Raw genomic sequence first — 13,570 nt, forward strand, 5'->3', positions numbered from 1 at the left:
AACCTGTGGTCAGTGCCGCGTGCGGCGGCCTTCCCACAGGATGGTCTTCACCTCCTGGATGATGCTCAGCGCGCCGTCGGTGTCGCCGGCCTCGTCGAGGGCGACCAACTGGGGCATCAGCACGGACAGGATCCGGCGCTGGACGGGCCCGAGTGTGCGCAGGTGCTGGCGGAATTCCTGCAGCTCGTCGGTCGTCGAGTCCTGCGGCTGCTGAACGGTCTGGGCGGTGCTCATTGCACGTCATCTTTCATGGGTCGTGCGCGGTTCGGGCCGTGCACGGACGAGGTGGAATATCGGATCAGGCGGCCAGGCCGCCGCGTACGGCGTGCAGGCCGCTGGTGCGCGGCTCTTCCGGACCCTTGTCCAGGTCGCCGCCGGCCATGGCGCCGCAACCGATCTGGCTGCGCACGGTGGCCAGGGCGCTGTGGGTCTCGATGATCGTCCGGCGGGCGGAAACGATGTGGGCCAGGGTCTCGCCCAGGTTGGCGACGGCTTCCTGGCCGAGCACGGCCGACAGCTTGGTCTCGAGCCGGAGCGAGGGCAGCAGACCCATCAGCTCGGCGGTTTCGCGCAGGGCGGCGTCGATCGCGGCTTCGGCGCGCATCAGCTTCGCAGCGCCCGCGCGGGCGGCTTCGGTGCGTTTCATGGCATGACTCTCCCGGTCGCACGGGTCCCCCCCGCACGTTCAAGTCGATGAAATTGTTTCTGGAAATTCGGCGTCAGTGCGCCGGAGGCGGGCTCCAGCCCTCGCGGAACCGCTGAAGGGCGTAGAGGAATTCATGGGCGCCCATCGTCACCGTCCCGAGCAGGATTCCGCCCAGGGTGGCGATGGCGAGGATCAGGCCCAACCACTGCAAGGGCGTCAGGTCATCGCGCCAACTCCTTCCGTACGGAGCGGCGTGTCGTCCGCCAGGAAGGCCGTCGCGGCCAGGACCCTCAGGAGCAGCTTGCCAGGCGGATCGCCCGCCGCCTGCGCCTTGCGCAGCGCCGAGACCGTCTCCGAGACCAGGCGGCCGCGTTCCGGGGTTCCCGCCATCAAGATCAGCCCCTCTTCCAGGGACTGCCAACTTGCGATGAAGAAGGCCGAGGCCGGGTTCGGAGTGTTCGTGGAAGATTTCGTCATGGCTGCTCTCGCTGTTGAAGCGAGAAGAGACCCCTGACTGGGCCATGGCTAGGTCGGCCGATTGCTTACGGTAGTCATTACCGGGGTCGGTTTCCCAGGCGATGAACGCCAGGGCGGCGTCGCGGCGGTTCAGGCCGGCCAGGCGGCGGCGCGCGCTGAGCACGTGCATCTCGACCGTCTTGGGCGAGAGCCGCAGCAGACGGGCGATTTCCTTGGACTGTCGATGCTGAGCGATAAGCCGCAGAATCTCCCGCTCGCGAGGAGTCAGCCGCTCAAAGCCCAGGTTGTCGCCAGCGTCCACCATGCCGCTAAAATGGTTCGCGGCTCGCCTTACGTCCAGCAAGACTTGACTGATCGTGTCCCTGGAGGGCGCGTCACGTCAAAACCGCATCGAATTTCGCTACGTTCGGCGGCCTTTATTGTCGATCGAGTGACAGTCAGACCTCGGCGCGAACAAAAGGCAGGCGCTGGGTCGGGGTCTTGGAAAGCGCCAGAAGGGCGTTGGCCACCGCCGGGGCGATGACCGGCGTTCCCGGCTCGCCCACGCCGCTGGGCGGGTTGCCGGAAGGCACGACATAGGTCTCGACCGTCGGCGCCTCGTTGATCCGCAGCACGCGGTAGGTGTCGAAATTGCTCTGGTCGACCCGACCGTCCGTCAACGTGATCTCGCCGTAGAGCGCCGCCGACAGGCCGTAGCAGGTGCCGCCCTCGACCTGGGCCGCCACCTGGTCGGGCGCGACCGCCACGCCGCAGTCGATCGCCGTCACCACGCGTCCGACCCGAGGCTGGCCGTCGACCAGCTTGACCTCGGCCACCTGGGCGACGACCGAGCCGAAGCTCTCGTGCACCGCCACGCCGCGCGTGTAGCCCGCGGCCGGCGCCGGGCCGGCCTTTTCGACCGCCAGGTTCAGGGCCGCCAGATGGCGCGCGCCCTCCGGGCCGATCTTGGTGTAGAGCGCCCGGCGGTACTCGACCGGGTCCTTGCCGGCCTTCAGGGCCAGCTGGTCGATGGTGTGCTCCATGACGAAGGCGGTGTGGGTCGCGCCCACCGACCGCCACCACAGCACCGGCACGCCGCCTTCCGGCGTGGCCAGCTGGGCGTCGACGATCGGCGTGGCCTTCAGATAGGGCGAGCCGGCCGTCCCCTCGATCGCGGTCTGGTCGGGACCCTTCGCCTTCATGGGCGAGTCCTTCATGATCGACTGGGTGACGATCCGATGGCGCCAGGTCGCCGGATAGCCGTCCTTGTCCAGCGTCACCCGCACGGCGTGGTGGATCAGCGGCCGGTAGTAGCCGCCCCGCATGTCGTCCTCGCGGGTCCAGATCAGCTTCACCGGCCGGCCATGGCCGACCTTCTGGGCGATGGTCACGCACTCGGCCACGTAGTCGGACTGGAAATTGGCCCGCCGCCCGAACGAGCCGCCGGCGTACAGGGTCTCGATCTCGACCGAACCGGGCAGGGTCTTGACGATCTTGGCCGCGTTCATCTGGTCCAGGGTCTGGGCCTGGGAGCCGTGGATCAGCTTGACCTTGTTGCCGTCGACGATGGCCACGCAGTTCATCGGCTCCATGGTGGCGTGGGCCAGGTAGGGGAAGTCGTAGGTGGTCTCGAAGACCTGGGCGCCCCCTTTTGAAGGATTGGGGCCGGCCGAGGCGGCCGCCGCGTCGCCCTTGGAGTCGAAGGCCTGCCACTCCAGATCGGCGGGACCCTTGCCGGCGGCGATGTCGCGCCACTGCTGGGCGATCGTCGCCGAGCTTCGGGTCTCGGCCTTGCCCTCGTCCCACTCGACCTTCAGGGCCTCGCGGCCCATGCGGGCGGCGTAGGTGGTGTCGGCGACCACCGCGACCCCGGTCGGGATCTCGTAGACGTCGACCACGCCCGCCACCTTCTTGGCGTCGTCGCCGTTGAAGCTCTTCACCTTGCCGCCGAAGCGGGGCGCGTGGGCGACCACCGCCACCAGCATGTCCGGCAGCTGGACATCCTGGGTGTAGCGGGCGGTCCCGTTGCTCTTGATCAGGCTGTCCTTGCGGCGCACCCGATCGGTGCCGATCAGGGTGAAGGTCTTGGGATCCTTCAGAGTCGGGTTCTCGGGCGGCGTCACCTTGGCGGCGTCGACGATCAACTCGCCGAAGCCCGCGCTCTTGCCGCTGGCGTGGCCGACCACCCCGTCCTTGACGGTGATCTGGCCGACGGGGGCGTTCCATCGGGTCGCCGCCGCCTGGACGAACATCGCCCGCGCGCCGGCCCCGGCCTTGCGCAGCTGCTCCCAGGAATTGGAGATCGCCGACGAGCCGCCGGTCAGCTGGATGCCCGAGCCGGTGTTGGCGTAGAGCTTGGCGTTGGCCGGAGCGTGGACGACCTTCACCCGGCTCCAGTCGGCGTCCAGCTCCTCGGCGACGATCGCCGCCAGGCCCGCGTGATTGCCCTGGCCGAACTCGATGTGCTTGGACAGCACCGTCACCGCGCCGTCCGGATCGAACTGGATGAACGGCCCGAACGCGCCCGGTTCGACCTTGGAGCCGGCGCTCATCAGCTCGGCCGGCGAACAGCCGACCAGCAGGGCCCCGCCGGCCAGGACGGCGCCGACCACCACGTCGCGGCGGCTGACGCCCTCTTGGCCCTGCGGCTTCTGGAAGGGGGCGTTCATTGGCCCACTCCGCGACCGGTCGAGCCCGAGGCGGCGGCGATCTCGTCGTCGACGTCGTTCGAGGCCACGGGTTTGGCGGCGGCCGGCGCCGCGACCGTCGGGGCCGCGGCCAGGCCGGCGGCGTCCTTGATGGCGGCGCGGATGCGCTGGTAGGTGCCGCAGCGACAGATGTTGCCGCTCATGGCGTTGTCGATGTCCTCGTCGCTGGGCGACTTGGTGGCGGCCAGCAGGGCGGCGGCCGACATGATCTGGCCGGACTGGCAGTAGCCGCACTGGGGCACGTCGTGCCTGACCCAGGCCTGCTGCAGCGGGTGCTCGCCGCCCAGGCTCTCGATCGTGGCGATCTTGGCGCCGGCCAGCGCCGCGATCGGCGTCACGCAGGAGCGCACCGGGTCGCCGTTGACGTGGACCGTGCAGGCCCCGCATTGGGCCATGCCGCAGCCGAACTTGGTGCCGGTCAGGCCCAGCTCGTCGCGCAGCACCCACAGCAAGGGCGTCTCGGGGGCGGCCTTCACGGCGACCGTCTTGCCGTTGATGTCCAACGTTGACGTCATGGCTTTCGCCTCCCAAGCGAAAAGCGGGGCCCGACGACCCAGCTTGGCCGAATCTAACACTGCTCAAACCCAAACCCGCCAGTGAAATCTTGGTTCAGGCAGGCTAGCCTGACACGCTCGTTCGCTTGCTTTGGTCAGGACCCGCGCCTTGGATTCCTTCCCCGCCTACTTCCCCTTGGCCGGCCGCAAGGTCGTGATCGCCGGCAGCGGCGAGGCCGCCGACAACAAGGCGCGGCTGTTCGACGGGTCGCCGGCCACGCTGGTGCGGGTCGACGGCCACGCCGCCTTCCTGCCGGGAACCTACGCCGGTGCGATCCTGGCCTTCGTGGCCGGCGACGACGAGGTCTTCCTTCAGAGCGCGGCCAGCGCCGCGCGGGCCGCTCGGGTCTTGGTCAACGTCGTCGACAAGCCGGCGATGAGCGACTTCAACACCCCGGCGGTGATCGACCGCGGCGAGGTGGTGGCGGCCGTCGGCACGGGCGGCGCCTCGCCCACTCTGGCCACCAAGCTGCGCAACGACATCGAGGCCCAGGTGCCGGAAGGCTCGGGCCGGGTGGCGGCCCTGCTGCGCAAGTTCCAGGACGAGGTGCGCGGCGCCCTGCCCGCCATGCACGAGCGCCGGGCCTTCCTGCGCGACGCGGTCGCGGGCGAAGCGGCTCAGGCGGCCATGGCGGGCGACATGGAAAAGGCCGGCCAATTGTTCCGCCAGGCCCTGGCCAAGGGCGTCGGCCGCGAGGGCAAGGTGCGGTTCATCGCCGGCAAGGGGCCTTCGGACCTGCTGACGCTGCGTGCGCTCCGGGCCCTGGGCGCGGCCGACGTGCTGATCGCCGACGAGGGCGCCGATCCGGAGGTCGTGACCATGGCCCGCCGCGACGTGAACCGGATGGAACCTGCCGAAGCGAGCGCCGAGACGCTCGTGGCGCTGGCCAATGAAGGCAAGCAGATCGTCCGGCTCATCGTGGCCCCGGTCGATCCGGCGCTGGTCCATGCCCTCGCCGCCGCCTCGGTGGCGGTCGAGGTGCTGATGGCCGCGCCCGCCGTCTAGTCCAGCGACCGGTCCTTGGTCTCGGGCAGCAGGAACAGGGTCGTCAGCACGCTGATCAGGGTGAAGAACACCGGGTACCAGAGCCCGGYGTAGATGTTTCCCACCGCCGCCACGATGGCGAAGGCGCTGAACGGCACGAAGCCGCCGATCCAGCCCGTGCCGATGTGGTAGGGCAGCGACAGGGCGGTGTAGCGCACTCTTGTCGGGAAAAGCTCGACGAGGGCCGCGGCCAGCGGTCCGTACAGGGCGGTGGCGGCGACCACGAACACCAGCAGGACGCCGAACACGCCCCACCAGTTCATCCGCGCCGGATCGGCCTTGGCCGGATAGCCGGCCTTGACCAGGGCGGCCTTGATGGCGGCTTCGCCGGCGGTCTTCACCGCCTTGGCGTCCGCGGCCGGCAGATCCTTGGCGCTTCGCGAGACGATGCGGGTCTCGCCCACCTGGACGACGGCCGCCGCACCGGCTGGGCCGGCATGGTTGGCGTAGGACACCCCGGCGTTGGCCAGGGCGCTCTTGGCGATGTCGCAGGACGAGACGAAGGCGGCCTTGCCGATGGGGTCGAACTGCAGGGCGCAATCCTGGGGATCGGCGGTGACCGTGACCGGAGCCTTGGCAGAAGCCTCGGCCAGGGCCGGATTGGCGGTCCGCTCCAGCAGGTGGAAGCCGGGGAAGTAGAAGACCAGAGCCAGGGTCATGCCGCCCAGCATCACCGGCTTTCTGCCGATCCTGTCGGACAGCCAGCCGAAGACGACATAGAGCACCGCGCTGACCGCGGCGGCGGCCATCATCAGGCCGTTGATCGTGCCCGGCGCGACCTTCAGGAACTTCTCCATGAAGGTCTGGATGTAGAAGAAGGTCGTGTACCAGACCGCGCCCTGGGCCGACATGACGGCGAAGAAGGCCAGTAGCACCAGCTTGAGGTTCTTCCACTGGCCAAAGGCCTCGGCATAGGGCGCCTTGGACGCCGCGCCCTCTTCCTTCATCCGGGCGAAGGTCGGGCTTTCGCTGAGCTTCAGACGCATCCAGACCGAGACCGCCAACAGGCCGATCGAAACGGCGAAGGGGATACGCCAGCCCCAGGCGTCGAAGGCGGTCGGCCCGGCGACCTCGCCCAGCAGCCAACGGGTCGCCAGGATGACCAGCAGCGCCGCGAACAAACCCATCGACGCCGAACTCTGCACCCAGGCGGTCGAGCGGCCGCGCTGGTGCGGCGGCGAATGCTCGGCCACGTAGATCGCCGCGCCGCCGTACTCGCCGCCCAGGGCGAAACCCTGCACGCAGCGCAGGATGATCAGCAGGATCGGCGAGATGATCCCCGCCTGCTGGTAGGTCGGCAGCAGGGCGATGGCGAAGGTCGCGCCGCCCATCAGCAGCACCGTGGCCAGGAACGCGCCCTTGCGGCCGGCCTGGTCGCCGATCTTGCCGAACACCAGTGCCCCCAGCGGCCGAAAGGCGAAGCCCACGCCGAACAGGGCCAGGGCGGCCACGTAGCCCGCCGTGTCGGACAAGCCCGTGAAGAAGGTCTTGGAGATCACCTGGGCCAGGCTGCCGAAGATGAAGAAGTCGTACCATTCGAAGGCGGTGCCCGCGGAGGAAGCCGCCACCACCGTGCGCATCGACGCGCGGTCCTCACCCTGAGCCTGGGCCGTCATGCGTGGCTTCCCCCATGTTCTTGGGGGAAATGCTTAGCGCGGTTTCGGGCGGGCTGGAAAGCCTAGGCCACCGCCGCCTCGTCCTCAACCTGGCCGCCCGCCAGCCGGATGATCTCGCCGATCAGGGCGGCGGGGGAGATCGGCTTGGCGGCGACGCCGTCCATGCCCGCGGCGAGATAGGCGGCGCGCTGGTGCGACAGGACGTTGGCGGTCAGGGCGATGATCGGGGTCTTGGCGGCGGGGCTGGGCAGGTTGCGGATGCGGCGGGCGGCTTCCAGCCCGTCGATGCCGGGCATCTGCACGTCCATCAGGATCAGGTCGAAACCGCGCGCCGCCGTGGTCACGCCGTCCAGCCCGTCCTCGGCCGTCTCGACCTTGGCGCCCAGCTGCTCGAGAATGCGGCGGGCGACCAGGCGGTTGGTGGCGTTGTCCTCGACCACCAGGATCTTCAGGCCTTGCAGCAGGCCGTCGGCCATCTCCGCCTCGACGGCCCGCGCCTGGGCTGGCGGCGCGGCGATGGTCAGCAGGAAGGTCGAGCCGACGCCCTCACGGGAGGTGAAGCCGACCTCGCCGCCCATCATCTGGGCCAGGCGCCGGGTGATGGCCAGGCCCAGGCCCGACCCGCCGAACCGGCGGGTGGTGCTGGCGTCGGCCTGCTGGAAACGTTCGAACAGCCGCGCCTGGGCCTCGGCGGCGATGCCGACCCCGGTGTCGATCACCTCGAAGGCGACGCGCGGTCCAACCTCGCCTCCGTCGCCCTCCAGCCGACGGACCTTCAGGGTCACCGAACCGGCCAGGGTGAACTTCACGGCGTTGCCCACCAGGTTGAACAGCGCCTGGCGCAACCGGCTGGGGTCGGTGAGGATCAAGCCGAGGTCGGGGGCGTCGACCCGCAGCTCCAGCCCCTTGTGCTCGGCCTGGGCGCGCAGCAGCCGCGCCACGCTCGTGGCCAGTTCGCTGGGATCGACCGCCTCGCGGGTGACGTCCAGCCGTCCGGCCTCGATCCGGGAGAAGTCGATCACGTCGTCCAGCAGGGTGGACAGCATGCGTCCGCAGGCCAGGGCCTCGCCCAGCAGATGGTCGGCCTCGCCCGGCAGCTTCTCGCGCTTGAGCAGGTGCATGACCCCCAGCACTCCGTTCATCGGCGTGCGGATCTCGTGGCTCATATTGGCCAGGAACTGGGCCTTGGCGTCGTTGGCGGCCTGGGCGGCGCGCTCGGCCTCGACCAGGGCCAGCTCGGCGCGTTTCTTGTCGTCGATGTCGAGGATCAGGCCGAACGCCTTGCGGATGCGGCCGCTCGCGTCCGTCCGCACCTCGTGGAAGATGCGGATCCAGCGCTCGTCGCCGGCGGGGGTGACCACCCGCACGTCGAAGGAGCGGCCCTTGGCGCTCAGATGGCCGTCCTCATGACGCTGCCGGTCCCCGGCCGCCTCGTAGACCGCCGTCACGTCGTCGGGATGGATCATCGGCCAGACGGCGCTGCGCACGTCGTCATAGGTGACCCGACGACCCAGGATGCGGTGGAACTCGGGCGAGCCCCAGAAGCTCTTGCCCGCGTGGTCGATCTCGTAGACCCCCGCCTGGGCCGCGCCCAGGGCCACCCGCAGCCGCCGGGCGTTGGCGCGCGCCTCGCGGCGGGCCTCCGACAAGGCCGTGACGTCGTCCATGTAGGTGATGACGCCGACGATCTCGCCCTGGGCGTCGCGCCAGGGACGCGCCTCCCAGCGCAGGGTGTGGCTGCGGCCGTGACCGTCGTGCAGCTGATCCTCGCGCCGCACCACCGTCTCGCCCGTCAGGGCGCGCTCGACGGCGCGGACGAAGCGCTTGCGGGCTCCGGACGTCAGCTCGTGCAGGGTGCGGCCGATGACCTCCGCCTCGGTGGCCTGGAAGGTCTCCAGGAAGCGCGGGCTGACCACCTGCAGGCGCAGGTCGCGGTCGTAGAGCGCCACGGCGAACGGGGCCTCCTCGACCAGCCGGCGGGCCTGGCGCTCGCCCCAGACCGCGGCGTCGCGGGTGCGGGCCACGTCGGTGACGTTCTGGGAGATGCCCTTCAAGGCGAACAGGCCGTCGGCGCGCGGTTCGGTGCGGAAGGTGGCGCGGTAGGTGAACCATTGGCCGCCCGCTCCCCGCAGGCGGTGCTCGATCGTGCCGCCCACGCCCGTGCGCACGGCGCGGTCGAAGGCCTCGGCCAGGGCGTCGCGCTCGGCCGGGTCCAACCGGTCGTAGAACTGCTCGGGACGGGCGATGGTCGCCGCGCCCAGGCCGGTGGTCTCCAGCAGATCGCGGGACCACTCGATGTATTTCTCGTGCGGCTCGTAGCTCCACATGCCGACGCCGGCCGAGGAGGCCAGCAGGTCGCGGGTCTGGCGGGCGGCGGCGATCTCGGCGCGGCGGGCCATGTCGGCGGTGACGTCGCGCAGGGCGCCGATCGTCTCGCCGTTGGGCCCCAGGCGCGAACTGCCCTCCAGCCAGACCCAGCCGCCGGTCTTGCAGGTCACCTTCAGGCGATGGGAGGCCTCGCCCGAGGCGCGGATCAGGGCGGCGGTCTCGACGAACTCCTGGCGGGAGTCCGAGTGCACGAAGCGCAGGGCGGGCTGGCCGATCAGGTCCTGGGGGGTCCAGCCGGTCACCCGCGTCCAGGCCGGATTGACCGTGGCGAACCGCCCCCTCGACACCACGGCGAACAGATCATGCGAATGGTCGAAGAACCATTGCGCGCTCTCCGCGTCGCTCAGTTGTGGGGATTTCGAGGGCGAGGTCATCGCGGCTCCAGGAAACGGACGCCGGATGTTGAAGCTCAAGAGTAAACTTATGGTTGGCGTCGGCGATCATTGTTCGCCGACCGCGTGTCAGACCTCGGCCCACATCCGCAGAAGGTTGTGATAGGTCCCCGTCAGCGACAGCACCGATGGGTCCGTGGACCCCACCGCGCCGGACAGGCGCTGGATCGAAACGTCCATGTCCAGCAGCAGGGCCCGCCTGGCGTCGTCGCGCACCAGGCTCTGGATCCAGAAGAAGCTGGCGGTGCGGACGCCGCGGGTCACCTGGGTGACGTGGTGCAGGCTGGAGGCCGGATAGAGGATCGCCGCGCCCGCCGCCAGCTTGACCAGGTGACTGCCGTAGCTGTCCTCGACCACCAGTTCTCCGCCGTCGTAGTCGTCCGGATCGCTGAGGAAGACCGTGATCGACAGGTCGGTGCGCAGGGGCTGGCCGGTCGAGGGATCGCGGCGGATCGCGTTGTCGACATGGTCGGCGAAGCCCATGCCGACGCCGTAGCGGTTGAACAGCGGCGGCAGGATGGTGCGCGGCAGGGCGGCCGAGACGAACAGCGGATTGGCCTGCAGGGCCTGGACGATCAGCGCCCCGACCTCGCTGGCCGCCGCGCCGTCCTGCGGCAGCTGCTGGTTGTTCTTGGCCATCGCCGCCTGGAAGCCCGAGGTGGCGTTGCCGTCGACCCAGTCGGCGGCGTCGAGCACGGCCCGGCAGTGGGCGACCTCGTCGGGCGTCAGGACGTCGGGGATCTGGATCATCATGATCCTTCTCCTAGCAAGAAATCGGCTCCTGGCAGAAATAGGACCTCGCCCGGGAGGGGCCGCTCCCGGGCGAGGCTTTGAGCGTCAGGACGAGCACTCCGGGGAGGAGAAGGCTCAGTACTTGACGTTCAAGGTCAGGATCGCCTGCCGGCCGGGGGCCGGGTCGGCGTGGTGGGTGCCGTTGGTCTTGGTGAAATAGCGCTCGTCGGTCAGGTTCTGGACGTTCAGCTGCAGGTCCATCCTGTCGTTGATCGTGTAGCTGGCGAAGGCGTCGTAGCGCCAATAGGCCGGCAGGTAGATGCCGTTGGCGCCGCCGCCGGCCCCGCCCTGGTTGCCGCCGAAGGTCTTGGAGACGTAGTAGGCGCCGCCGCCCAGCGACAGCGGGCGGATCACGCGATAGGTCGTGAACAGGCTGAAGGTGTTCTTCGGCGTGTTGGCCAGCGGGTCGCCCTGGTTGACGCCGTTATAGGCGCCGCGGACCAGTTCGCTGTCCATGTAGGTGTAGCCGCCGAACGCCTGCCACTTGGGCGTGATGTTGCCGGACACGCCCAGCTCGACGCCCTGGACCTGGGTCTCGCCGACCTGGGCGTAGATGCCCGCGTCGATCTGGATCTGGGCGTTCTTGCGGGTGGTCTTGAACAGCGCCGCCGACAGGGCCAGGGCGTCGTCGAACACGTTGACCTTGGCGCCCAGCTCGAAGCTCTCGCTGTCTTCCGGCTCCAGCACGGTGTTGGCCAGGTTGCCCGTGCCGTTGTTGCCGTTGCTGTTCTGGTCGCCGGCCGAGATGCCCGGCGGGGTCGAGGCGGTGCCGTACGAGATGTAGACGCTGCTGTCCTCGGTCGGCTTGTAGACCAGGCCGGCCTGATAGTTGGTGAAGCTCCACTCGGCGTTGCGATAGGTGATGCCGGTGACGGTGAACACGCCCTGGGCCTGGCTCAGCGTGTAGTCGTGGCCGAGGCTCCGGTAGTTATCGTGGCGAATGCCCAGGTTCAGCAGCCACTTGTCGCCGAACTTGAGGGTGTCGAACGCGTAGATCGCCGCCGTCTTGCTGATGTTGTAGTTGGCCGGAGCGCGGTTGACGACGCCCGTCCAAGGATCGTCGGCGTTCGGGGCGAAGACGTTGGTGCAGTCGCCCTCGCCCAGATTGGCCTTGAAGGTTCCGGTCCAGACATAGCCGGTCGGGCAGGCCGCGCCACTGGTGGTGAAGGTCGAATAGGTGGCGTTGAGGTTCTTCTCGCGGCTCAGCTCGACGCCGACGTCGAAGCTGTGCTCGACGGCGCCGGTCGTGACCTTGCCGTGCAGGTCGGTGACGGCCGCCATGGTCGTGGTGGGGTTCCAGCGGGTCTTGGGACCGCGCTTCATCCACCAGACGCCGTTGATGAACTGGGCCGGGCCCGCGTCGCCGGGATTGGTCAGGATGTAGTCGTTCAGCGTCTTGGAGTAGCGCAGCACCTGGCGGACGCCGAGGTTCTCGCTGATCTGGTGATCGATCGACAGGGTGCCGATGTCGGCCTTGGTCTTCTGGTAGTCGCGCGACTTCAGGCCATAGAAGGTGTCGCGGTCGACCTTGAGGATGCCCGAGGCGTCGCGCGGCTGGCTCGGAACCTTGGTGAACAGCGGCAGGCCGTAGTCGGGCATGTTGTTGCCGTCGAGGTGGTAGTAGCTGGCCACCACCTGGGTCGGGCCGTTCAGGCCGAAGGCCACCGAAGGCGCGATCGCCCAGCGATCGAAGTCCACCGCCTTGCGGCCGGGCGTGTTGCCTTGCGTGCCCAGCAGGTTCACGCGCACCGCGACGCTGTCGTTGATCTTGTGGTTCAGGTCGACCGTGGCGCGGACGTATTCGTCGGTGCCGACGCCCAGCGAGCCGGTGGCGAAGTCGTCGGCCTTGGGGCTCTTGGAGGTCAGGTTGATGCTGCCGCCGCCCGAGCCGCGGCCGCTATAGGCCGAGTCCGGCCCCTTCACGACTTCCACCTGCTCGAGGTTGAACACCTCGCGGGTCTGGCCGCCGCTGTCGCGGACGCCGTCGACGAAGATGTTGTTGCCCGAGGCCTGGCCGCGGATGAACGGACGGTCGGCCAGCGGCTGGCCGCCCTCGCCCGCCCCGAAGGTGATGCCCGGCGAGGTGCGCAGGATGTCCTGCAGCGAGGTCGCGGCGGTCTGTTCGATGATCTTGCGCGGAATGACCGTGATGGCCTTGGGCGTGTCGACCAGCGGGGCGGTGATCTTGGTCGTCTGGACCTCGGCGGTGCGCTTGCCGTCGATCTTGACGCCCGAGACCTCGGTGCTGGTGTCGGCCGGCGCGGTGGCGACCGCGGCGTCGGCGTCGGGGGCGGCGGCAAAGGCCGTCGGAGCCATGGCCAGCCCGGCCAGGCCGGCGACGGCGGCGACGCCCAGGGCGCTGCGGGCCTGGCTGCGGACGCCGGCGACGGCGGGCTTGGAAATCTTTTGCATGTCTGAAACCCCAGCAGGCCGTCGGGAGAGCGCGGCCCTTTGTCGTAATTGCGACGCGTTCTTATCTGGAGCGTTGCCAGTGTGCAATGATAATCATTCTCAGAAATGTCCGATCTTGACCCTCCGCCCCTATGGGGCGGACAGACCGCGAAGCGGTCAGGTGGGGGCAAGTGTTCGCGGGCACGGCGCTGCATGCTCACGCGGTCTCCCGCTGAGGAAATGGAAAGGGTCGCGGAGCGCCGGACGACGTCCGGAAATCTTTGAATGAATACCGTTTCGACGAAGCCAGCCGCTCCGCGCCATCGTTATCCGCCAGCATCCGGTGGGCAGCCCTGTTGAGGCTTAGCCGGACCCGGTCTCGATCCCTTTCGGGARAAACCGGCCGCCGRGGGCGCGGGCCAATGGGCAATACACGCGCTTTGTCCCCGTTCGACGCCGACGGCGGGCGGGCTCCCCAACGAYRGGAGTCCCCGGACACGCTGAAGTAACCCCCTCCAGCCCAGTCCCGCTCGATCGCCCCCCGCCGCCGCATCGGTCGCTGGCCATGCGCCCTTTCCATGC

At 69.2% G+C, this 13,570-nt stretch carries 10 protein-coding genes; 1 reads left to right on the top strand and 9 read right to left on the bottom strand.

Annotation, left to right across the window (positions count from 1 at the left end; all coding sequences use genetic code 11):
• Window positions 1–9 precede the first annotated feature (9 nt).
• The 5 genes from AC1DYP_RS06890 to AC1DYP_RS06910 all read right to left on the bottom strand — a co-directional run bounded on the left by AC1DYP_RS06890 (window position 10) and on the right by AC1DYP_RS06910 (window position 4,325).
• Window positions 10–234 carry a hypothetical protein gene (locus AC1DYP_RS06890; protein ID WP_477045716.1) on the bottom strand — a complete coding sequence of 75 codons (225 nt, stop codon included), beginning with the start codon at window positions 232–234 and terminating at the stop codon, window positions 10–12.
• A gap of 64 nt (window positions 235–298) precedes the next feature.
• Window positions 299–646, bottom strand: coding sequence for a hypothetical protein (locus AC1DYP_RS06895; RefSeq protein WP_477045717.1), 348 nt, complete (start codon window positions 644–646; stop codon window positions 299–301).
• Between the two features lie 73 nt (window positions 647–719).
• Window positions 720–1,427, bottom strand: coding sequence for a helix-turn-helix domain-containing protein (locus tag AC1DYP_RS06900; RefSeq protein WP_477045718.1), 708 nt, complete (start codon window positions 1,425–1,427; stop codon window positions 720–722).
• Between the two features lie 133 nt (window positions 1,428–1,560).
• Window positions 1,561–3,771, bottom strand: coding sequence for a xanthine dehydrogenase family protein molybdopterin-binding subunit (locus tag AC1DYP_RS06905; RefSeq protein WP_477045719.1), 2,211 nt, complete (start codon window positions 3,769–3,771; stop codon window positions 1,561–1,563).
• Window positions 3,768–4,325, bottom strand: coding sequence for a (2Fe-2S)-binding protein (locus tag AC1DYP_RS06910; RefSeq protein ID WP_477035000.1), 558 nt, complete (start codon window positions 4,323–4,325; stop codon window positions 3,768–3,770). The genes AC1DYP_RS06905 and AC1DYP_RS06910 overlap by 4 nt, the downstream gene beginning before the upstream one ends.
• A 148-nt stretch (window positions 4,326–4,473) precedes the next feature.
• On the opposite strand from AC1DYP_RS06910, the gene AC1DYP_RS06915 reads away from it, so the two are divergent.
• Window positions 4,474–5,370 (top strand): precorrin-2 dehydrogenase/sirohydrochlorin ferrochelatase family protein, encoded by an 897-nt coding sequence (locus AC1DYP_RS06915; RefSeq protein ID WP_477045720.1) that lies wholly within the window; start codon window positions 4,474–4,476, stop codon window positions 5,368–5,370.
• Here AC1DYP_RS06915 and AC1DYP_RS06920 read toward each other — a convergent pair.
• The 4 genes from AC1DYP_RS06920 to AC1DYP_RS06935 form a co-directional block, all read right to left on the bottom strand.
• Entirely contained in the window at window positions 5,367–7,025 is a 1,659-nt protein-coding gene (locus AC1DYP_RS06920) for an MFS transporter (protein WP_477045721.1), read from the bottom strand. The two genes, AC1DYP_RS06915 and AC1DYP_RS06920, sit on opposite strands and share 4 nt — an antisense overlap.
• A gap of 62 nt (window positions 7,026–7,087) precedes the next feature.
• Entirely contained in the window at window positions 7,088–9,787 is a 2,700-nt protein-coding gene (locus AC1DYP_RS06925; RefSeq protein WP_477045722.1) for a PAS domain-containing hybrid sensor histidine kinase/response regulator, read from the bottom strand.
• An 87-nt stretch (window positions 9,788–9,874) separates the two neighbouring features.
• Entirely contained in the window at window positions 9,875–10,558 is a 684-nt protein-coding gene (locus AC1DYP_RS06930) for a Fe2+-dependent dioxygenase (protein WP_477045723.1), read from the bottom strand.
• Window positions 10,559–10,672: 114 nt separating this feature from the next.
• Window positions 10,673–13,009 (bottom strand): TonB-dependent receptor, encoded by a 2,337-nt coding sequence (locus AC1DYP_RS06935; RefSeq protein ID WP_477045724.1) that lies wholly within the window; start codon window positions 13,007–13,009, stop codon window positions 10,673–10,675.
• Window positions 13,010–13,570: the final 561 nt, after the last annotated feature.

This window comes from Caulobacter sp. P1_D6, assembly GCF_056406095.1.